Consider the following 20,696-nt stretch of genomic DNA (forward strand, 5'->3'; position numbering starts at 1 on the left):
TCCTTTGAGTTTTTTTCTAATTATAGTATAATATAAAAAGGTGTCAAATAGTGATACCTTTTATTGGCGGAAAGGACAGGCTATGAATAAATCTGAACGATTAAATGATATGATGTTATTTTTAAACGGCAAAAACTCATTCAATTTAAGAGATTTAATGGAGAACTATAATATATCAAAAAGTACAGCACTTAGGGATATTGCATCATTAGAAAGGATTGGTATGCCTATATATTCTCAACAGGGCAGAAATGGCTATTACGGAATACTTCAAAACAGATTGTTATCTCCTATTGTATTCAACATTGATGAGGTATTTGCACTATATTTTTCAATGCTTACCCTAAGAGCTTATGAAACCACCCCTTTTCATTTGAGTGTAGAAAAACTAAAAGAAAAGTTTGAAAATTGCTTATCAGAAGAAAAAATAGAAATGCTTCGCAAGATAGAAAAAGTGTTTAGCTTAGCTGTAATTGAGCATAGCAATTATTGTTATTTTTTAAGTGATATTTTACAATACGCTATCGATGAAAAAACATGTAAAGTAAAGTATTTAAAAAAAGATACAGAACAATGTTATCACATTCAATTTTTCAATATTTCATCGGCTTATGGGCAGTGGTACGCTACAGGGCACAATTTTGAAACAAATAGTCCCCAAGTATTTCGCTGCGATAAAATTTTGGGTATTGCAGAAAGCGATCAATATCCTTCTAAGCCTCTTTCTGAGTTTATGAGGTCTTCCGACATATTGTATAAAACAAAGGATGCTACTGATTTCATAATTGAAACATCCCGAAAAGGGGTTGATTTATTTTATAAGGAACACTATCCCTCAATGAAACTTGACTCAGAAAGCGGGCGCTATTTTATTCAAGGCTTTTATAACAAAGGAGAGGAAAACTTTATTTCAAACTACTTTATAGGGTATGGTAAAAATATATTATCCATACAACCGGCATCACTTAAAAATCTAATTATTGAAAAATTAAGTGTTCTCAAAAAATATTTGTCCGAAATATAAAAATTCCTTTAAATTAGAATTGTGCTTGCAGAACAAGAGTTTGGTTTGATAATCAATAATTTTAACTTGAAATCACACATTTTTAATCCTCACATATAATATAACGAAAGGGGGCAGCAAATGTCGGGAAACAGGAATATTGCGGTGATAGGCGGCGACAAGAGACAGCTTTATATGTGTAAGCTGTTGGCTGAAAAGGACTTTCATGTAATTACATTGGGAGTCAATTTGGCTGAGACAAATATAAATCATATAGAAACTGCACAGTCCTTGGAAACCATCATGAAAGACTGTGACATAATAATTGGACCGATTCCCTTTACGAGAGACGGCATTCATATTTATTCCGACACAGACGTATCCGTTCGGCTAGACGAATTTGTCTCATTCATTCGGCAAAGACATATATTACTTGGAGGCTGCATGGATGAACTTACGGTAGAAAAGGCAAAGAGCCAGAATGCAGTTTATTTTGACTTTATGGAGGATGAGACGGTGGCGGTAAAAAATGCCATTGCGACAGCCGAAGGAACGATATTGGAGGCTATCCGGCAAAGTGATATTAACCTGTGCGAAAGCAGGTGTCTTGTGACAGGATACGGACGATGTGCCAAAGTATTGGCAGAAAGCTTGAAAGCATTAAAAGCGAATGTTACGATAGCCGCAAGGAGTAAAGAACAGAGAGCCTCGGCAAGAGAGGCAGGATTTCATACAATTTCGCTCGAAGAGGCGTCAAAGGAGCTTTTTGAATTTGATTTTTTGTTTAATACAATACCGGCTATGATTATCACAGCCTCGTGGCTCGCAGAATGCAAGCGAGAGGTTGTCATCATTGACATTGCGTCCAAACCCGGAGGAACGGACTTTGAGCAATGTAAAAAGCTCGGTATCAAAGCTGTTTTAGCATTGGGACTTCCGGGGAAATACGCTCCGAAGACCTCTGCCGAAATATTGCTTCAATCCATGGAACATTTGCTGCCTTCGTGAAAAGATTAGGAGCAATTTTATGCAATTAAACGGCATTAATATAGGTTTTGCCATAACAGGTTCTTTTTGTACATTTGACAATGTGAAAAAAGAGGTCATTCATTTAGTGAATGAGGGAGCCAATGTGATTCCTATTTTTTCCTATAATGCAATGAGTATTGATACACGTTTTGGTAAGGCGTTTGATTTTGTGAGTGAAATCCAGAAAATAACGTCAAATGAGCCGGTCACTTCCATAGAAGGAGCAGAACCCTTGGGACCAAAGGGAATGCTCGATATTTTGATTATAGCCCCTTGCACGGGCAATACGATTGCAAAATTAAGCAATGCCATCACGGATACTCCCGTACTGATGGCTGCAAAAGCACATATGAGAAACAATAAGCCGTTGGTTATTTCGATTTCCACCAACGATGCCCTTGGACTGAATCTAAAAAACATAGGCGGCCTGCTTACAGCAAAAGGTGTCTATTTTGTCCCGTTTGGTCAGGATAACTACAGTGGAAAGCCAAAATCCATGATAGCGGATACAACGAAGATTGTTGCAACCCTTGAAATGGCTTTGGACGGGGAACAGATTCAGCCGATATTGCTCTGATTCATATTTCAAAAAAACAGGTTTACCAAGCGCGGTAAGCCTGTTTTTTTGAAAATTTTAATGCTTGCCAAATAATATTTTATGTGTTAAAATAAGACATTGTGAGAACAAATAGATGGTCCTCTGTTACGAGAACGTATTAAGAACATCCAAATATTAAGGAGGTCACACAAGTGAACGATATTATTAAGAACATTGAAGCAGAACAGTTAAAGAAGGAAGTACCTCAGTTTAATGTTGGTGATACAGTTAGAGTACATGCTAAGATTAAAGAAGGAACCCGTGAAAGAATTCAGGTATTCGAAGGTACTGTATTAAAGAAGCAGGGCGGAAGCTCAAGAGCTACTTTTACAGTAAGAAAGAATTCCAATGGAATCGGAGTAGAGAAGACTTGGCCATTACACTCTCCTTTCGTAGAGAAGGTTGAAGTAGTAAGAATGGGTAAAGTAAGAAGAGCAAAACTTTACTACTTAAGAGATCGTGTAGGTAAGAGAGCTAAGGTAAAAGAGTTAGTAAAATAATAACTGAAATGAGACCTGACAGGGACAAGTACTTAATGTATGTTGTCCCTTTTTTCTAAGAAACTTGAAGGGAATGGCAACGTTTGATGAACTAAGGATGATGTGAGATGGGTGAACTTAACTTTTATAAGAAAAAAAAGAAAATTAGTGCTTCACTTTTACGAGAGATTTTTATCTGGATATTTGATATTGCAGTTGTGCTTATTATAGCATTTGCATTGGTTCATTTTATCGGGGAAAAAACCAGTATTATTGGGGAATCGATGTCTCCGACTCTGGAAAATGATGATGTTGTTATTATCAACAAATTTATATATGAGGTCAGCACACCAAACCGGAATGATATTGTAGTGTTTAAACCATACGGCAATGAGAAGCTTCATTATTATATTAAGCGGGTGATCGGATTGCCGGGGGAAACTGTGCAGATTATCGATGGTAAAATATATATAGACGGTGAAATTTTGGAGGAAAGTATTGCTGTAGAGGATATGGATAACGCAGGCTTGGCAGCAAATCCTATCACTCTTGGAGCGGATGAATATTTTGTGCTGGGGGATAACCGAAATAACAGTGAAGACAGTAGATTTGCCGAGACAGGCAATGTAAATATAGATGATATAGCGGGAAAAGCGTGGTTTCGAATTGCGCCGAAAAATAAAATCGGATTTATTGAATAGACCGCATATCAAATGTGCGAACAGCACAAATGGAGGAAATAAAGATGCATTTTCAGTGGTACCCGGGACATATGACGAAGGCAAAGCGAATGATGCAGGAAGATATCAAGCTTATCGATTTAGTGATTGAGCTTGTTGATGCAAGAATTCCGCTAAGCAGCCGTAATCCCGATATAGATGAATTAGGTAAGAATAAGGCAAGGCTTATTTTGTTAAATAAGTCTGATTTGTCAAGCGATAAAGGAAACGATGAATGGAAGAAATACTTTGAGGCAAAAGGTTTTTTTGTTGTCAAGGTGAATTCCAGGAACGGAAACGGAATCAAAAATGTAAACAGCGTGATTCAGGAGGCTTGTAAGGAAAAGATTGAGAGAGACCGAAAAAGAGGAATTTTAAACCGTCCGGTAAGAGCGATGGTAGTGGGAATCCCGAACGTAGGAAAATCTACCTTTATCAATACCTTTGCGGGCAAAGCATGTACGAAGACAGGCAACAGGCCAGGTGTGACAAAGGGAAAGCAATGGATACGTCTGAACAAAAACGTGGAGCTTTTGGACACCCCGGGTATTTTGTGGCCTAAATTTGAGGACCAGACGGTAGGGCTTAGACTTGCCCTGATCGGTTCAATCAAGGATGAAATCTTAAATGTGGAAGAGCTGGCGATAGAGCTGATTAAATTTTTAAAGGTTAGATATCAGGGATTGTTGGAGGAGCGATATAGCATTGCCGAGGTTGAGAATGAGGTGGAAGCACTTCAAAATATTGCAGAAAACCGGCAATGTAAGGTCAGAGGTAACGAGCTTGACCTTGTGAAGGCTTCCAACTTATTAATTGACGATTTCAGAAGTGGAAGACTCGGGCGAATTACACTTGAATTTCCGGAAGAATAGTACTATGATGTTTAAGGGGGAAGATACGAGGACAGACAGAAAGGGACAGGTCAGTTAGATGAAAAATAAGCGAGACAAGGGTGAATCAGAGAATAAAAGTGTGGCAAGGGAGTTGCTGGAGCTAATCATGTATATGGTGATTGTACTGGCAATGGCAGGATTGATTGTCACCTTTGTTGGGCAGCGGACGATGGTAAGCGGCTCATCAATGGAAAACACGTTGAGTGATAAAGATAATTTAATCGTAGATAAGATAACCTATCGTTTTTCAGATCCGAAAAGATTTGACATTATTGTATTTCCGTATCAATATGAGGACGATACTTTTTACATAAAGAGAATCATCGGAATGCCGGGAGAGACTGTTCAGATTATTGATGGAGATATTCTTATCAATGGTGAGGTGTTGGAGGAATCCTACGGACGTGAGGTCATACAGTCGGCGGGTAGAGCAAGTGAGGCGATTACGCTGGGTGATGACGAATATTTTGTCATGGGAGACAACAGAAATGCCAGCGCGGACAGCAGAGAGCCTGACGTAGGCAATATTCACAGGTCAGATATTATCGGCAGAGCATGGGTAAGAATATGGCCGCTTGATAAATTTGGTGTTTTAAAGCATCAGTAGGAGAATGGCAATGGAAAAGAAGATAAATCAAATAAAAGAAGAATTGCAGGCAGCAGATATTAATATGCTGCCTGTATTAATAAGAAAATATGAGACTGATGAGCGAAGCGGTGTCGTCCAATTATTAAAAAAGTATCAAAACATTCTTGATAAGATCGAAGCAGAAAAAGCAAGAATTGAGACAATGAAACAATATGAAAAAAAGTATGGAGAATACAAGGCTATCTGTGGTATTGATGAGGTGGGAAGAGGTCCTTTGGCGGGGCCTGTCGTGGCATCCGCTGTTATTTTACCGAAGGATTGTGATATTTTGTACCTAAACGATTCGAAAAAGCTGAATGAAAAGAAGAGGGAAGCACTCTACGATGAGATTATGGAGAAGGCGGTAGCGGTCGGAGTCGGAATGGTCGGACCGCAGGTGATTGATGATATCAATATATTGCAGGCGACCTACGAAGCGATGCGGATTGCGGTTAAGAATTTGAAGGTTTCACCCGATATATTATTAAATGATGCGGTCACAATACCTGGTCTTTCCATGAAGCAGGTGCCGATTATAAAGGGTGACGCGAAAAGTGTCTCCATCGCGGCAGCAAGCATTATCGCGAAAGTGACGCGAGATCGTCTGATGAAGGAATACGATGAGATTATGCCGGAATATTCCTTTGGGGAAAACAAGGGTTATGGGACAGCCACACATATAGAGGCATTAAAGAAATACGGAGCATCTCCGATACATAGGGGCACATTTATTAAGAATTTTATCTAGGGAGTTGAGCTTATGGAAATTGGTTATTCAAACATATCTTCTAATAATAAATCAGCGGGCATGGCACAAAGCTTGGACGCTCAAAATGCAAGAGCTTCCACACAGTCAGACCTGTCGGGCTTTGCCGCGGGCAAGGTATTTCGAGGCGAAATATTGGAGGTAAAAGGATCGCAGGTTTCCATAGGTTTAGAGAACGGACAGGTACTAAATGCAAGGCTGGAATCAGGAATCAACTTGACGGTAGGGCAAAAAGTTGATTTTGAGGTGGAGGCAAACAGCGGCTCTCGCATTGAGATAAGACCTGTCGCGGACACACAAAATCCCAATCCGGTATTGCAAAAGGCATTGCAGGCGGCAAATCTGCCCATTACAGATAAAAATTTAAGTCTGGTCAACGCAATGCTGAAGGAAGGCTTATCCATCGACAAAAAATCAATTACAGATATGATGAAGCAGATCAATATGCATCCGGAAACGGATACGGATGTTATCGTAAAAATGAATAAGCTTGGCATTGAAGTGACGAAGGAAAATATCCAGCAATTTGAAAATTATAAGAATTATGAGCATAGAATAGTAAAAGAGGTCGGCAATGTGGCGAACAGCCTGGCAGAGCTGTTAAAAGAGGTCCAAGGCGAGAACAAGTCACTTGCCATACAGTTGAATAATAGATTGATTGAGATATTAGGCAGTCAGCCAAACAATGTCGAAAGTCAAAAGGCGGACCAAGGTTATGCGCTTGATGGCAGGGCTGTGGCAGAAGCGGCAAAGACAGGAACTATGCCAGGCAATATACCGAATATAGAAGCCGGAGTAGGCGGCGCCAGTGTAGAAAACAAAAGCGGATTGATGGCTGGTGCAAGCGGTATGGCAGAGGCAGCAGGTGTAAATGTAAAAGTGGATGCAGGTGCAAGCAGTGCGTCTAATATGAGTGCTGCGACAGGTATAAATGGCGAAACAAACGTATCAGCGGCGGGGATAAGCGGCAGTTCGAATGCAGAGGCGGCTGGCATAACAATGCCAAATGAAACAGCAGCAGGAATAACCGGTATAATAAATTCAAATGAAACAGCAGCGGTCATAAACGGAAGTGCAAATCCAAATGAAATGGCGGCAGGTACAGCAGCAACTTCAAATTCCACTGAGGCGTTAAATACAGCAAGCCAAAATGCAGAGGCAGCAAAGGCAGGGCAACTTCCTGAAAATTTGCAGACGGGGCAGGAAAAACTTCTCCAAGCCACCTTAAACGGAAGAGAATTAGCATCTCTTGCTGAAAATCTAAAGGAGCTAGGCGCTAAGGAAACTTTACTCATTCAAGTAAAGGATGGAACCATCACAAGCCGGGAATTGCTAAATCAGGTTAAGCTTCTGCTGGAAAACGGCAACCATTCGGAGAAGGCGGATGTTCTGTTTAACAGCAAGGAATATATGGAGGTTTTAAAGCAGTCAATCAAGGAACAATGGCTTGTAAAACCAGAGAATTTAAATGAGCCTGACAAAATGTCTAAGCTGTACAAGGGCATGGAGGAACAGACCAGACAGCTTTCAACCCTCCTTGAAACAATCGGAAAAGAAAATAGCAGCTTGATGCGAGACGTGTCAAATATGAGAAGTAACTTAAACTTTATGGAGCAGGTGAACCAGAACTTTACCTATCTTCAGATACCGGTCAAATTTTCGAATGAGGAGGCTCACAGTGACCTCTATGTTTATACGAACAAGAAAAGTTTAAAGGAACACGACGGAAATCTAAGTGTGCTGCTTCATCTTGATATGGAGGTTCTGGGAATGACTGATATATATTTAACAATGTCAGGAAATCAGGTCAATGCCAAATTTTCGCTGAAAAACAAGGAATCGATTGAGCTTGTCGATAACAACTTAGAAAGCTTGATTGAACAACTCAGAGAAAAAGGCTATCAGGCAACGGCAACCGCAGAGGCAATGGAAAAAGAGCCGGATTTTGTGGATGATTTTTTAGAGAAGGATAAGACGATTACCTCTTTGAAACGTTATGCATTTGATGTGAGAACATAGAGGAGGCAAAATGAGGCAGGAGAACGATAAGAATAAAAATCCAAAACCGGATATGGATAAAATTGCCGTGGCACTTCAATATAATACGGAGGAAAACGCTCCGAGAGTAGTGGCAACAGGAAAAGGATATCTGGCAGATAAAATAATCGAGACGGCAGGTGAGTCAGATGTGCCGATTCACGAGGACGCCAAGCTGTCCAAATCTCTCTCAACACTCACAATCGGCGATATGATACCGCCGGAGCTCTATGAGGTGGTTGCGGAGGTTCTCGTGTTTGTTGACCGCATGGACAATCTAAAACGCAAGCTGGATTATGACAAGAAAGTGTGAGCATCGTATAAAAAATGAGGTAACATGGGTGAATAAGAGAAGCATAGGGGAAGATTATGAAAAGATTGCTGCGTTATATTTAAAGACAGAGGGTTATGAGATTTTGGAGCAGAATTTTCGATGCAGGCGGGGGGAAATTGATATCATCGCCAAAAAAGACGGATATCTTCGGTTTGTTGAGGTGAAGTACCGAAGCGACGAGCGGTTAGGCATGCCGGAGGAAGCGGTGAATTATAAAAAACAGCATCAGATTAGCCAGACTGCGTCTTATTATCTGGTAAGAAGAGGCTATTCGCAGGAAACGGCCTGCTGCTTTGATGTGGTTTCAATTTTGGGAAATGAGATAAGACTTTTTAAAAATGCATTTGAATATTGCGGCTAAAGGAAGTATGAAATGAATCATATAAATTTAATCAGAAAAAATGACAGAGAAGATATGGTACTTGCTCTGAAAAACGAAGTACCATATTTATTTTTCAAAAATATAGATGAGACAAATCAGGTTATACATGGTTTTTCAACGAAGCTGGGCGGCGTCAGCAAGGAGCATTTGAGCTCAATGAACCTAAGCTACACAAGAGGGGACGACGAGGAAAATGTGAATGAGAATTACAGACGTATCACAAAGGCGATGGGAGTCGAGTATGAGAGTCTTGTACTTTCTCAGCAGACGCATACCACAAACGTCCGCACTGTCACAAGGGCTGACAGAGGAAAAGGCATTGTGAGAGAGAGGGATTATGAGGATGTTGACGGGCTTATCACGAATGAAGCGGGTGTCACACTTGTGACATTTTATGCAGACTGTGTACCGCTTTATTTTGTAGACCCTGTCCACCATGCCATAGGCTTAAGTCATTCCGGCTGGAGAGGGACCGTCAATAAGATGGGAAAAAAGACGGTGGAGAGAATGCAGGAGGAGTACGGCTCCAATCCAAAGGATATGATAGCGGCAATCGGACCGTCTATCTGTATCGACTGCTATGAGGTGAGCCGTGAGGTGATTGACGAATTTGAAAAAAACTTTGGGCCTGAGATTATAGACAAAATATGTTATCGCAAGAAAAACGGAAAATATCAGCTTGATTTGTGGGAGATAAACCGATATGTACTGATGGAGGCAGGGATTTTGGAAGAACATATTTCGGTCTCTGCTATATGTACTTGCTGCAATCAAGAAATATTTTATTCCCACAGAGCAACACAAGGAATGAGGGGGAATTTAGCGGCATTTTTGGCGCTGAAGGAATAGAAAAAGCAGTTCATATGAATGCAAAAGTCAAAATGTGACATAATATGATTTTGTAATAATATCAAATTTTAATATAAATATTTTGTAAATAGGTACCAATTTTTTTTATTTTGTGTTATAATGAAACATGCTAGAAGTTAAAAAGCACAGTAAATTAATGACGGAGGTGTTTGGAATGAGTAAGTATGAATGTCCTTGTAGTTATGTATACGATCCAGAGGTTGGAGATCCGGACGGCGGAATTGCTCCGGGAACAGCATGGGAAGACGTTCCAGAAGACTGGGTTTGCCCTGTTTGTGGATTACCCAAAGACGCATTTACTGAAATCTAATTGCATAGCAGTAAAGAGTAAACAAGTGAAGCTGCTCGCAGCTTCACTTGTCATGAATAATTAACCGGAATGAATTTGAAGAGATTTATTCCGGTTAATGTAAATAACAAGGAGGAATGGTAATGAAGAAAGAACCAAGATTTTATGTCTGTAAGCACTGCGGTAACTTAGTTACATTTATTGATGAATCAGGAGCTCCTTTGGTCTGTTGCGGAGACAAGATGACTGAGATTGTTCCGAATACAGTAGACGCAGCTACGGAAAAGCACGTTCCTGTAATTAACGTAGATGACGACATAGTTACGGTAGAAGTTGGAAGTGTAGAGCACCCAATGACACCGGAGCATTCAATTCAGTGGATTTATCTGGAGACAGATAAGGGATTCCAGATGAAATACTTAACTCCTGATGATAAGCCGAAGGCTGCTTTTACATTGAATGGTGAAGAGGCAGTTGCAGCATATGAGTACTGTAATCTTCACGGATTGTGGAAAAAAGAAATATAAAAAAACATAAGAAATAAAAGAAGATGAAGTTTAAATCCCGATAGGATATATAACGTAAAGTTATTTTCTTATTGGGGTTTTTTATATCATAGGAAATTCCTACTGATTTCCTATGATTAATAAATATTATGCGCACCTCACGGAGTGGAAGTTGTTGCTATGCAATCCGCTCGGGCGCAACGTGTGAACATAGCTCACACGTTATTAGGATAAAGATCATAGATATCGGAGTGATTAAATGGACAATATGAGAATTAATTTATTTGCACTTTTAAAAAGTGTTTCAGGTGCGCAGGACTTGGTGTCTCCGCTGCTTTCGAATCACCAGCAGCAGGTGGCATATCTTTCCTGCCGTCTGGCAGAAAGGCTGGGGCTTCCGGTGGAGGAGCAGCGTGATGTCTTTTTGGCAGGGCTGGTACACGATATTGGTGCAGTGTCAAAGGACCAAAGATTAGAATTTATAGAGAACGAACCATATTATATTAATAACCATGCATTTATCGGGGCGAAGCTTTTACAGGAATGCGGTCCGCTGCAAAAAATAGGAAGTCTTGTTAAATACCACCATCTGCCGTGGGAGAATGGTCAGGGAATTTGCTGCGGGGAAGAGAAGGTTAATTTCGGAAGCCATATCATACATGTGGCAGACCGTGCATGCTCTGCGATTAATAAGGATGAAAATATATTGACTCAGCTCCCTGCTATTATTAAGGCGATAAAGGGCGGAAGTAAAAATGTTTTTGTACCAAGTATTATAGAAGCCTTGGAGCAGCTGAGCGAGGAAGAATACATTTGGTTTGATATTCTATCCCGCTATCCGGCGGATAGGATTGATACAAGCCGTTTTGAGATGGAAGAGCTGTATATAGAGGACATCATAGAAGTTACATTGTTGTTTTCCTATATTATCGACTTTAGGAGCAAGTTTACGTCCCGTCATTCAGCGGGAGTTGCCAATACGGCACGGGAACTTGCAAGGCTTTCCGGCTTTTCGCAGACGGACTGCAAATATATGCTTGTAGCAGGTTATCTGCATGACCTTGGAAAGCTTGCCATCAGCAATGAAATTTTGGAGAAGCCGGGAAAACTCACAATGGACGAATTTAATGAGATACGTTCCCATACATACTATACCTATCATCTTTTAGATGCGATTCCGGAATTTGAGGAAATTAAGGGATGGGCGGCATATCACCATGAGAGACTCGACGGAAAGGGCTATCCGTTCCATCTAAAGGGGGATCAGTTGTCAAAGGGCGCCCGCATTATGGCTGTTGCCGATGTTTTTACCGCAATTACAGAGGACAGACCATACCGGGAAGGAATGAATGATGAGATGATACTTAGAGTGCTGAACAATATGGTGAAGGAAAATGCGCTTGATGGTGAGATTGTTTCTTTGCTGGCGGATAATTTTGCAGCAATTAAAGAGATTCAGGAAAAAGCAAGAAAAGAAGCAAGTGAAAAATATGAAGCATTTCTCTTTTTATAAAAAGTGTTAGCAAATGAAAACAGGGCTACGATTGGCAGAACACCAAAGCGTAACCCTGTTTTGTGCGCACCTCGCGGAGAGGAAGTTGTTGCTTCGCAACCCGCTCAAGCGCGAAGTGCGAGCAAAGCTCACACTTTCTTATTTAAAAGTCAATTTTATTGTTATATTTTTCTAGAATGGTGTGTATCTTTTCCGTCGGACTTAACACATGTCCGATAGCAACATCGTGGTTTAAACTGTCAATAATCGTAGCGAGGAACTTGCCCATCTTTGCCTCCAAATAATATTCCTTTGAGAGAAGCTCAGGAGTACGATAGATTAAGTCGGTTGTGACAACACGGTTGATAAATCCTTTTTCATAATACTCGTCAAATTTATCAAGTCCATCTGTGAACAGGCCGAAGGTAGAGAAAATGAAAATACGGTTTGCCTTGCGCTCCTTCAACTGTTTTGCAACATCAAGCATACTTTCGCCGGAGGAAATCATATCATCGATGATGATAACATCCTTGCCCTCCACGCTGTCACCTAAAAATTCATGAGCCACAATCGGATTTTTTCCATTTATAATAGTAGAATAGTCACGGCGTTTGTAGAACATTCCCATATCAACACCAAGCACGTTTGACAAATAAACAGCTCTGTGCATAGCACCTTCGTCAGGGCTGATAATCATCAGATGCTCGTTATCAATGTTCAATTCTTTTTCGGCAGAAAGAAGAGCTTTCAAAAATTGATAGTAGGCAGAGAAATTGTCAAAGCCGCTCAGCGGAATTGCATTTTGTACGCGCGGATCATGTGCATCAAAGGTAATAATGTTGCTCACGCCCATATTTACAAGCTCCTCCAGTGCGATACCGCAGTCTAAGGATTCACGGCGGGTACGTTTATGTTGTCTTCCTTCATATAAGAATGGCATGATAACAGTAATACGATGTGCTTTTCCGGTTGCCGCGGAGATAATTCTCTTTAAATCCTGATAATGGTCATCCGGTGACATATGGTTTTGATGTCCGCTCACGGTGTAGGTCAGGCTGTAATTGCAAACATCCACCATAATAAACAAATCAGTGCCGCGGATTGATTCATAAAAAGCACCCTTTGCCTCGCCGGTGCCAAAACGCGGACAAGCACATTTTGCAAGATAGGTCGTATTGTCATAGCCTTTTAACAAATTGCGGGATTTCAAATCAGACTTCGGATTTTTTCTAAAATCCAGAATATAGTCATTAACGCCCGATGCAAGTTCCAGGCAACCCTCCAAAGAAGCAATTTTTAAAGGGGCAACGGGAATAGAATTTTCTAATAAAGAAAGATCAGTCATAGCTTTCCTCCGAATAGTGATATTAAGTATTAAAAATAAAATGTTTTCCTTATCATTTATAACATCATGCGGAAAGAACGTCAAGATTTATTGCTTTTTATTATTAATTTTAGTATGATAAATAGATAGGAATAGATAAGAGAGATAGACAAGGAGCAGTATTATGAATAGAAAAGGGCATATAATCAGTAGAATTGTGCCGGGAAGTATTGCAGAGGAGATGGAGATTGAGGTTGGAGACAGTCTGATTTCCATAAATGATAAAGTGATAGAGGATGTCTTTGATTACCAGTATCTTGCGGAAGACGAAGTTATTGTGCTGGTGATTGGAAAGCCAAACGGAGAAGAATGGGAAATTGACATTGAAAAAGATTACGGTGAAGACATTGGTATAGAATTTGAAAATGGATTGATGGATGATTACAAATCCTGCCATAATAAATGTGTATTTTGTTTTATTGACCAGATGCCGGAGGGAATGCGAGAGACGCTCTATTTTAAGGATGATGACTCAAGATTATCCTTTTTACAGGGAAATTATGTGACGTTGACTAATATGAGCGAGAAGGATATTAATCGAATTATCGAATACCATCTTGCGCCGATTAATGTGTCCTTTCACACGACCAATCCGGAGCTTCGCTGCAAGATGCTGCACAACCGATTTGCGGGAGAGGCATTAAAAAAGGTGGACAGGTTCTATGAGGCAGGCATTGAGATGAACGGGCAGATTGTTCTGTGCAAGGGTATCAATGACGGAAAAGAGCTTGACAGGAGTATTTCGGATATGTCAAAATACATTCCTCACCTAAAGGGAGTGTCCGTTGTTCCGGTGGGGCTTACAAAATTCAGAGAGGGACTGAGCGAGCTGGAGATATTTACGAAGGAGGACAGCAGGGCAGTTCTTGAGCAGATTCATAGTTGGCAAAAGCGCCTCTATGAGGAATTTGGAACTCATTTTATCCATGCGGGGGATGAGTGGTATATCATGGCAGAAGAGAATTTTCCGCAGGCAGACAATTATGATGGCTATCAGCAGCTTGAAAACGGTGTCGGCATGGTAAGACTTTTGCTGGATGAGTTTGAAGAAACATTGAAAACGCTTGAGGGAGATGACAGAAAATTAACTCTTAGTATTGCAACCGGAGTTTCTGCATATCCTTATATTAATCGGATGGCAGAGAAACTTTGTGAAAGATTTCCCAATGTTACGGTCCGAGTATATGAGATTATCAATCACTTTTTTGGACCGAAGATTACCGTATCCGGTTTGATTACAGGACAGGATTTAATTGCGCAGCTAAAAGATAAGGAACTTGGCGAGAGGCTTTTGCTTCCTTGCAATGTATTAAGAAGCGGTGAGGATGTGTTTTTGGATGATATTACGCTTGCGCAATTGGAAAATGCTTTACAAGTCAAAATAGATATTGTAGAATCAAGCGGACGTGATTTTGTTGAAGCGGTGCTTCAAGAGCTATAAAGACATTGTTTTTACTATTACGATAACAGGCTTTTTTGAAAAGGAGAAAATATATGAGTAAACCGATTGTAGCAATTGTTGGGCGCCCCAATGTGGGAAAGTCAACATTGTTTAATGTTTTAGCAGGAGATAAAATATCCATTGTCCAGGATACACCGGGAGTGACAAGGGACAGAATTTATGCGGATGTGACATGGCTTGATATGTCATTTACGCTGATTGATACGGGCGGTATTGAGCCGGAAAGCAGTGATGTTATTTTGTCTCAGATGAGAGAACAGGCGGAAATCGCGATTGAGACGGCAGATGTTATTGTCTTTATCACGGATGTGCGCCAGGGGCTTGTCGATTCGGATGCGAAGGTAGCAGATATGCTCAGACGTTCTAAAAAACCGGTTGTATTGGTAGTCAATAAGGTGGACAGCTTTGAAAAGTTTATGCCTGATGTATATGAATTTTATAATTTGGGAATCGGTGATCCGGTTCCGGTATCAGCGGCTTCCAGATTAGGACTTGGCGATATGCTCGACGTTGTGACCGCTCACTTTAATAAAGAAGAGATGGATGAGGAAGAGGACGAGAGACCAAGAATTGCGATTGTAGGAAAGCCGAATGTTGGAAAATCCTCCCTCATCAATAAATTGCTTGGCGAAAAGCGGCTTATTGTATCGGATATTGCAGGTACGACGAGAGATGCCGTTGATACGGCGGTAATTTATGATGACAAGGAATATGTTTTTATTGATACGGCAGGACTTCGAAGGAAAAGTAAGATAAAAGAAGAAATTGAACGCTACAGTATTATTCGTACGGTGGCAGCGGTGGACCGCGCAGATATTGTTGTTGTGATGATTGATGCCACAGAAGGAATCACGGATCAGGATACGAAAATAGCAGGTATCGCCCACGACAGAGGAAAAGGTATTATCATTGCGGTTAACAAGTGGGATGCGATTGAAAAAAATGACAAGACTATCTATGAATATACAAATAGAATTCGTCAGGAACTTGCCTATATGCCGTATGCGGAGATTATTTTTATCTCAGCAGAGACAGGGCAGAGACTGCCAAAGATTTTTGAGCAGATTGAGGTGGTAATTCAGAATCAGAATCTAAGAGTTGCAACAGGTGTATTAAACGAGATTGTTGCGGAAGCCGTTGCGATGCAGCAGCCGCCTTCCGATAAGGGAAAAAGGTTAAAGATATACTACATTACGCAGGTGTCAGTAAAGCCACCTACATTTGTGCTGTTTGTAAATGACAAAGAGCTTATGCACTTTTCCTATACGAGATATTTGGAAAACAGAATCAGGGAAGCTTTCGGTTTTAAGGGAACCGCTCTGAAATTTATAACAAGAGAGCGAAAGGATAATCAGTAACATGGAACGATTGGTGTGTATTTTAATAGGCTATGTGTGCGGTTTGTTTCAAACCGGCTACATATATGGAAAAATTAAGCATGTAGATATCAGGCAGATGGGAAGCGGAAATGCAGGAACCACAAATGCACTGCGCACATTAGGCTTTAAGGCAGGTCTGATTACCTTTTTGGGGGATTGTTTAAAAGCTGTTTTAGCAGCATTTGTAGTGAGAAAGCTGTTTGGTTCTTCCAACCAAGATATTACGCCGCTTTTGGTAATGTATGCGGGACTTGGTACCGTACTTGGACATAATTTTCCTTTTTATCTGGGATTTAAGGGGGGAAAAGGCATCGCGGCCACAGCCGGAATGATTTTGTCTTTCAATGGTCCTATGGCGATTATCGGATTTTTTACTTTTGTGATTACAGTTGCAGTGACACGCTATGTTTCCCTCGGCTCGCTGCTTTTAATGGCAGGTTTTCTGATTGAACTGTTTATTTTCGGAAGTATGGGAAATTTTGGACTGGCACAGCCGTATTTATATGAGCTGTATGCGGTAGGCATTGTATTGACCGCACTTGCTTTTTACAGACATAGGCAAAACATTGTCAGACTTGCAAATAAGACGGAGAGAAAACTCGGTCAAAAATAAAAAATGAGGTGATAATATGAGTAAGGTTAGTATTATAGGAGCCGGAAGCTGGGGCATTGCCCTTGCGGTATTGCTGCACAAAAACGGACATGACGTTACAATTTGGTCTGTGATAGAAGACGAAGTTAAAATGCTGGGAGAAAAGAGAGAGCATAAGGATAAGCTGCCGGGTGTTAAAATTCCGGAGGATATTTTGATTACAAGCAATTTGCAGGAGGCTGCAACGGGAAAGGACATGCTTGTCATGGCGGTACCGTCCCCTTATGTGCGAAGCACAAGCAAGCTGTTAAAGGAATATGTAAAGGAAAATCAGCTCATTGTGAATGTGGCAAAGGGAGTAGAAGAAAGTACGTTATATACACTCACTGATATTATAGAAGAAGAAATTCCGGGCGTAAATGCCGCTGTTTTATCCGGGCCAAGCCATGCGGAGGAGGTAGGCAGAGGAATCCCGACAACGTGCGTGGCAGGCGCAAAGACAAGGGAGAGTGCCGAATTTATTCAGAATACATTTATGAATGAAGTGTTTCGTGTATATACAAGCCCTGATATACTGGGGATTGAGCTTGGAGGTGCACTCAAAAATGTAATCGCTCTCGCAGCCGGTATTGCGGACGGACTCGGATATGGAGACAACACAAAGGCGGCTCTAATTACGAGAGGAATTACTGAAATCAGTCGTCTCGGTACGGTGATGGGAGGAAAAAGGGAAACTTTTTCCGGTCTTTCGGGAATTGGAGATTTGATTGTTACCTGTGCCAGTATGCACAGCAGAAACAGAAGAGCCGGAATTTTAATAGGAAAAGGCTACACAATGGAAGCCGCGATGGATGAAGTGAAGATGGTAGTGGAGGGTGTATACTCAACGAAGGCGGCAGTGAAGCTTTCCGAGAAGTATGGGGTTCCGCTTCCGATTATTGAGCAGGTAAATGAAATTCTGTTTCATAACAAGCCGGCAGCAGAGGCTGTAAAGGAGTTAATGATTCGTGATAAAAAGATAGAACACTCTGAGTTACCGTGGGACTAACGATACGCATCCGACAGAATGAGTAGTTGTTTCAGCAGAGTTGACAGAGGATGAGCAGATATGTGGAAAAAAATGTTTGAAAAATTTCTGGGAGAAAGCTTGCCGCTAGACGTGAGGCAGTTTCATGTAATACTTATTATTACAGGAATGTCTTGTGTGGCGGGAACAGGCGCCTCCTATTTAAGAAATGCTTCAATGGTATGGACCTGGATACTTGTTGGAGTGCTTTTTGCTCTGCCTCTTTTATGCTTTGGAGTTCACAAAACTAAAAATATTCAAGACGGTTCTTATCTGGCAGTTGTGATTGTTTCTTTCATTGTATACCCGGTTATATTCATGACGCTGGGAGGCTTGGAGGGAGGAATGCCGGTTGCCTTTGCCTTGCTTGTCGTAATGACTTATTTTGTGAGCGATAACAAGAAGAAGCTGGTTGTTCTTATAAGCTTGCAGGTTGTTATGCTCGTTCTTCTGGGTGTCATGCAGTATGTGCATCCTGAAATTATGGTGCCGATTGCGTATAAATGGAAGCGTTATTATGATAAAACTGCGATAACGATTGTTGTGACAATCGGAATTGTGACAATTATAAAATTCCAAAATGGAATTTATCTAAAAGAAAAGAAAAAAGCAGAAGCTGCGATATCCTTTGCAAAAGAGGCAAATAAGGCAAAGAGTATATTTCTTGCAAATATGTCCCATGAAATCAGGACACCAATGAATGCGATTATCGGAATGCTTGAGCTTATTTTAAGGGCGGACATCAATGACGATGTGAGAGAAAAGGCTTATAACATTCAAAATGCAAGTGTTTCCCTTCTGTCAATCATCAATGATATCTTGGATTTTTCTAAAATCGAATCGGGAAAAATGCGTATTGTTTTTGAGCGATACCGCTTTTCTGCCGTTCTTGATGAGGTGATTAATATGATATCCATTCGCCTTATGAAGAAGGACGTAGAGCTTTTTGTGCATATCGATCCCAAGATTCCGAGTGAACTGTTAGGAGATCCGGCCAGAGTGCGCCAGATATTGATTAACATTTTAAATAATGCGGTCAAATTTACGGATAAGGGCTCTATCACGGTCTCGGTAAGCTGTAGATTCAGGCAGGAATTTGTATTTTTGTTCATCAATGTCACCGACACCGGTATCGGAATACAGGAAGAAAATATAAATAAAATATTTACAAGCTTTGAGCGTGTCGGGGAGGAGAACCATCGAAATATCGAGGGAACCGGTCTGGGGCTTGCCATCTGTAAGCAGCTTTTGGGGCTTATGGGAGGAAGTATTTCCGCCACAAGCGAGTACGGAAAGGGAACGACCTTTTCCGTTTTGCTTCCGCAGAAGATTGTGAATCGGGAGCCTATGATTCAAATTGAGGATGAGAGGAAGAAAAGAGTACTCGTTCTGGAAAAAACAAGACAGCATGCAGAGGTGTTAAGCCGTTTTTTTACACAGCTTAATGTAGAGACGTTGATTGTAAAAAATCCGGCAAATATGCGTGAGATGCTTTTCAAAGAGAAGTTTACACATCTGTTTATTGCAAGAGGCATGTATTTAATAGATGAGGAGTTTATCAAAAATCATACGCAAAATACGGCAGTCTGCGTATTGATTAATCACAGCACACCTTTGCAGGAATATAACAATGCAATGGTATTGAGAAGACCTTTAAGCGGTATTGCAATTGCAGCAGCTTTGGAGGGCGATGTAAGCAAATTAAGCTATAACAAAATAAGTCCGAACAAGCAGTTTACGGCTTCCAAGGCAAAGGTGCTTGTTATTGATGACAACGAAATTAATCTGGAGGTAATAAGCGGCTTGCTGCGTTATTACAAAATTAATTTAACCTTGGCGAGAAGCGGAAAAGAAGGGCTTAGACTTCTGCAAAGCCCGAAATATGATTTGGTGCTGTTGGATTACATGATGCCGGAGCTTGATGGAATACAGACATTGAAAATGCTGCGAGGCAAAGAAGGAGACTATTATAAGAGACTGCCGGTGATTGCCCTGACAGCAAATGTTGTGAGCGGGGCAAAGGAAATGTTTTTGGAGGCAGGTTTTCAAGACTATATCGCAAAGCCGATTGAAATTGATAAGCTTGAGATGGTATTGCTCAAACATCTGCCTGCCAATGTACTGGAATTTTCAGGTGAAATCACGGGGGAGCAGAAAGCGCAGAAGGCAAATCCAATCGAGATTAAAGGAATTAACAGCGTTGTGGGAATCAAGAACTGCAACGGAAACCGTGACAATTATGTGGAAATTTTAAAAATAACCGCCAGAGAGGGAAGGATGAAATGCCGCCTGTTAAGAGAGTGTCTGAAGAGGGAAGAATATCAACGCTACATAGTTGAGGCACATGGAGCAAAGGGTGCCATGGCATCAATCGGTGCGATTGAGCTTGGAGAGCTTGCCAAGAAGCATGAGTTTGCAGGTAAGGAAGAAAATTACGATTTCCTCCATAATAATATAGAAGAGTTTGCCGGGATGTATGAGGAACTCATTGAAAATATTGAGGTATTTTTGAAAGACAGAGAAACAGAGGAGGCCAAGCCTACACCCAAAGAGAGGGCAACGGTAGCGGTAAGTCAGACCGAAATTTTTGAGGAGCTTAAAAAGATAGAAAAGCTTCTGGAGGATTTTGAAGCATCACTTGCTGAGGAGGAGGTCTCAAAGCTGTTATTCCTTGAGATGGATGAGAAATTGAGAACGAATATAAAAATATTGAAAAAACAAATTGAAGAGCTGGAATATGATGAGGCATTGGACTTTATCAATAGCTGTTTGCAGGAAAGCAGGTAAG

General features: G+C 40.9%; 21 protein-coding genes. 20 read left to right on the forward strand and 1 reads right to left on the reverse strand.

All coding sequences use genetic code 11. The features are described 5' to 3' along the window. Positions 1 to 82 precede the first annotated feature (82 nt). The 15 genes from CTY48_RS06195 (at position 83) to CTY48_RS06265 (ending at position 12,046) form a co-directional block, all read left to right on the forward strand. The gene (locus tag CTY48_RS06195; protein ID WP_099467654.1) at positions 83 to 1,024 is read left to right on the forward strand and encodes a helix-turn-helix transcriptional regulator; all 942 of its coding nucleotides are present in this window, start codon (positions 83 to 85) and stop codon (positions 1,022 to 1,024) included. Positions 1,025 to 1,144: 120 nt separating this feature from the next. Beyond that, positions 1,145 to 2,011 carry a dipicolinate synthase subunit DpsA gene (dpsA, locus tag CTY48_RS06200; RefSeq protein WP_099467655.1) on the forward strand — a complete coding sequence of 289 codons (867 nt, stop codon included), beginning with the start codon at positions 1,145 to 1,147 and terminating at the stop codon, positions 2,009 to 2,011. Positions 2,012 to 2,030: 19 nt separating this feature from the next. Further along, complete coding sequence (locus CTY48_RS06205; RefSeq protein WP_099467656.1) at positions 2,031 to 2,609, forward strand: dipicolinate synthase subunit B; 579 nt, start codon at positions 2,031 to 2,033, stop codon at positions 2,607 to 2,609. 173 nt (positions 2,610 to 2,782) lie between these two features. Beyond that, the gene (rplS, locus tag CTY48_RS06210) at positions 2,783 to 3,130 is read left to right on the forward strand and encodes a 50S ribosomal protein L19 (protein ID WP_099467657.1); all 348 of its coding nucleotides are present in this window, start codon (positions 2,783 to 2,785) and stop codon (positions 3,128 to 3,130) included. Between the two features lie 107 nt (positions 3,131 to 3,237). After that, positions 3,238 to 3,810, forward strand: a complete 573-nt coding sequence (gene lepB / locus CTY48_RS06215; RefSeq protein WP_099467658.1) for a signal peptidase I — start codon at positions 3,238 to 3,240, stop codon at positions 3,808 to 3,810. A 44-nt stretch (positions 3,811 to 3,854) separates the two neighbouring features. Further along, positions 3,855 to 4,700, forward strand: a complete 846-nt coding sequence (gene ylqF / locus CTY48_RS06220; protein WP_099467659.1) for a ribosome biogenesis GTPase YlqF — start codon at positions 3,855 to 3,857, stop codon at positions 4,698 to 4,700. Positions 4,701 to 4,758: 58 nt separating this feature from the next. Continuing rightward, complete coding sequence (gene lepB, locus CTY48_RS06225; RefSeq protein ID WP_099467660.1) at positions 4,759 to 5,328, forward strand: signal peptidase I; 570 nt, start codon at positions 4,759 to 4,761, stop codon at positions 5,326 to 5,328. 10 nt (positions 5,329 to 5,338) lie between these two features. Further along, positions 5,339 to 6,097: a ribonuclease HII gene (locus tag CTY48_RS06230; protein ID WP_099467661.1), complete on the forward strand. Its 759-nt coding sequence runs from the start codon at positions 5,339 to 5,341 to the stop codon at positions 6,095 to 6,097. Between the two features lie 12 nt (positions 6,098 to 6,109). Next, the gene (gene fliK, locus CTY48_RS06235) at positions 6,110 to 8,134 is read left to right on the forward strand and encodes a flagellar hook-length control protein FliK (protein ID WP_099467662.1); all 2,025 of its coding nucleotides are present in this window, start codon (positions 6,110 to 6,112) and stop codon (positions 8,132 to 8,134) included. A 10-nt stretch (positions 8,135 to 8,144) separates the two neighbouring features. Continuing rightward, on the forward strand, positions 8,145 to 8,465 hold the full coding sequence (locus tag CTY48_RS06240; protein ID WP_099467663.1) for an EscU/YscU/HrcU family type III secretion system export apparatus switch protein: 321 nt from the start codon (positions 8,145 to 8,147) through the stop codon (positions 8,463 to 8,465). Between the two features lie 28 nt (positions 8,466 to 8,493). Next, positions 8,494 to 8,847 carry a YraN family protein gene (locus CTY48_RS06245; RefSeq protein WP_236354783.1) on the forward strand — a complete coding sequence of 118 codons (354 nt, stop codon included), beginning with the start codon at positions 8,494 to 8,496 and terminating at the stop codon, positions 8,845 to 8,847. Between the two features lie 12 nt (positions 8,848 to 8,859). Continuing rightward, positions 8,860 to 9,717 carry a peptidoglycan editing factor PgeF gene (gene pgeF / locus CTY48_RS06250; RefSeq protein WP_099467665.1) on the forward strand — a complete coding sequence of 286 codons (858 nt, stop codon included), beginning with the start codon at positions 8,860 to 8,862 and terminating at the stop codon, positions 9,715 to 9,717. Positions 9,718 to 9,892: 175 nt separating this feature from the next. Beyond that, positions 9,893 to 10,048 (forward strand): rubredoxin, encoded by a 156-nt coding sequence (locus CTY48_RS06255; protein ID WP_099467666.1) that lies wholly within the window; start codon positions 9,893 to 9,895, stop codon positions 10,046 to 10,048. A gap of 122 nt (positions 10,049 to 10,170) precedes the next feature. Then, positions 10,171 to 10,554, forward strand: coding sequence for a desulfoferrodoxin family protein (locus CTY48_RS06260; RefSeq protein WP_180272657.1), 384 nt, complete (start codon positions 10,171 to 10,173; stop codon positions 10,552 to 10,554). 238 nt (positions 10,555 to 10,792) lie between these two features. Next, entirely contained in the window at positions 10,793 to 12,046 is a 1,254-nt protein-coding gene (locus CTY48_RS06265; protein ID WP_099467668.1) for an HD domain-containing phosphohydrolase, read from the forward strand. Positions 12,047 to 12,188: 142 nt separating this feature from the next. Here CTY48_RS06265 and CTY48_RS06270 read toward each other — a convergent pair whose 3' ends face one another. Next, the gene (locus tag CTY48_RS06270; protein ID WP_099467669.1) at positions 12,189 to 13,370 is read right to left on the reverse strand and encodes a ribose-phosphate pyrophosphokinase; all 1,182 of its coding nucleotides are present in this window, start codon (positions 13,368 to 13,370) and stop codon (positions 12,189 to 12,191) included. 163 nt (positions 13,371 to 13,533) lie between these two features. Here CTY48_RS06270 and CTY48_RS06275 point away from each other — a divergent pair, with 163 nt between their 5' ends. The 5 genes from CTY48_RS06275 to CTY48_RS06295 are packed head-to-tail and all read left to right on the forward strand — an operon-like array spanning position 13,534 to position 20,695. After that, the gene (locus CTY48_RS06275) at positions 13,534 to 14,850 is read left to right on the forward strand and encodes a DUF512 domain-containing protein (protein WP_099467670.1); all 1,317 of its coding nucleotides are present in this window, start codon (positions 13,534 to 13,536) and stop codon (positions 14,848 to 14,850) included. Between the two features lie 53 nt (positions 14,851 to 14,903). Next, positions 14,904 to 16,229 carry a ribosome biogenesis GTPase Der gene (der, locus tag CTY48_RS06280; protein WP_099467671.1) on the forward strand — a complete coding sequence of 442 codons (1,326 nt, stop codon included), beginning with the start codon at positions 14,904 to 14,906 and terminating at the stop codon, positions 16,227 to 16,229. A gap of 1 nt (position 16,230) precedes the next feature. Then, on the forward strand, positions 16,231 to 16,863 hold the full coding sequence (gene plsY / locus CTY48_RS06285; RefSeq protein ID WP_099467672.1) for a glycerol-3-phosphate 1-O-acyltransferase PlsY: 633 nt from the start codon (positions 16,231 to 16,233) through the stop codon (positions 16,861 to 16,863). A gap of 16 nt (positions 16,864 to 16,879) precedes the next feature. Beyond that, a complete protein-coding gene (locus CTY48_RS06290; RefSeq protein WP_099467673.1) occupies positions 16,880 to 17,890 on the forward strand; it encodes an NAD(P)H-dependent glycerol-3-phosphate dehydrogenase in 1,011 nt (336 codons plus the stop codon). A 60-nt stretch (positions 17,891 to 17,950) separates the two neighbouring features. Beyond that, positions 17,951 to 20,695, forward strand: a complete 2,745-nt coding sequence (locus tag CTY48_RS06295) for an ATP-binding protein (protein WP_099467674.1) — start codon at positions 17,951 to 17,953, stop codon at positions 20,693 to 20,695. Position 20,696: the final 1 nt, after the last annotated feature.

It is taken from the genome of Konateibacter massiliensis (assembly GCF_900184995.1).
Lineage (GTDB): Bacteria > Bacillota > Clostridia > Lachnospirales > Lachnospiraceae > Lachnotalea > Lachnotalea massiliensis.

Excerpts from the sequence above, each read along its gene's own strand:
- lepB (WP_099467660.1), top strand. The coding sequence starts at position 4,759 with ATGAAAAATAAGCGAGACAAGGGTGAATCAGAGAATAAAAGTGTGGCA.
- dpsA (WP_099467655.1), top strand. The coding sequence starts at position 1,145 with ATGTCGGGAAACAGGAATATTGCGGTGATAGGCGGCGACAAGAGACAG.
- CTY48_RS06195 (WP_099467654.1), top strand. The coding sequence starts at position 83 with ATGAATAAATCTGAACGATTAAATGATATGATGTTATTTTTAAACGGC.
- CTY48_RS06230 (WP_099467661.1), top strand. The coding sequence starts at position 5,339 with ATGGAAAAGAAGATAAATCAAATAAAAGAAGAATTGCAGGCAGCAGAT.
- ylqF (WP_099467659.1), top strand. The coding sequence starts at position 3,855 with ATGCATTTTCAGTGGTACCCGGGACATATGACGAAGGCAAAGCGAATG.
- CTY48_RS06205 (WP_099467656.1), top strand. The coding sequence starts at position 2,031 with ATGCAATTAAACGGCATTAATATAGGTTTTGCCATAACAGGTTCTTTT.
- CTY48_RS06265 (WP_099467668.1), top strand. The coding sequence starts at position 10,793 with ATGGACAATATGAGAATTAATTTATTTGCACTTTTAAAAAGTGTTTCA.
- plsY (WP_099467672.1), top strand. The coding sequence starts at position 16,231 with ATGGAACGATTGGTGTGTATTTTAATAGGCTATGTGTGCGGTTTGTTT.
- CTY48_RS06260 (WP_180272657.1), top strand. The coding sequence starts at position 10,171 with ATGAAGAAAGAACCAAGATTTTATGTCTGTAAGCACTGCGGTAACTTA.
- fliK (WP_099467662.1), top strand. The coding sequence starts at position 6,110 with ATGGAAATTGGTTATTCAAACATATCTTCTAATAATAAATCAGCGGGC.
- CTY48_RS06295 (WP_099467674.1), top strand. The coding sequence starts at position 17,951 with ATGTGGAAAAAAATGTTTGAAAAATTTCTGGGAGAAAGCTTGCCGCTA.
- pgeF (WP_099467665.1), top strand. The coding sequence starts at position 8,860 with ATGAATCATATAAATTTAATCAGAAAAAATGACAGAGAAGATATGGTA.
- CTY48_RS06240 (WP_099467663.1), top strand. The coding sequence starts at position 8,145 with ATGAGGCAGGAGAACGATAAGAATAAAAATCCAAAACCGGATATGGAT.
- der (WP_099467671.1), top strand. The coding sequence starts at position 14,904 with ATGAGTAAACCGATTGTAGCAATTGTTGGGCGCCCCAATGTGGGAAAG.
- CTY48_RS06290 (WP_099467673.1), top strand. The coding sequence starts at position 16,880 with ATGAGTAAGGTTAGTATTATAGGAGCCGGAAGCTGGGGCATTGCCCTT.
- CTY48_RS06270 (WP_099467669.1), bottom strand. The coding sequence starts at position 13,370 with ATGACTGATCTTTCTTTATTAGAAAATTCTATTCCCGTTGCCCCTTTA.
- lepB (WP_099467658.1), top strand. The coding sequence starts at position 3,238 with ATGGGTGAACTTAACTTTTATAAGAAAAAAAAGAAAATTAGTGCTTCA.
- CTY48_RS06275 (WP_099467670.1), top strand. The coding sequence starts at position 13,534 with ATGAATAGAAAAGGGCATATAATCAGTAGAATTGTGCCGGGAAGTATT.
- CTY48_RS06255 (WP_099467666.1), top strand. The coding sequence starts at position 9,893 with ATGAGTAAGTATGAATGTCCTTGTAGTTATGTATACGATCCAGAGGTT.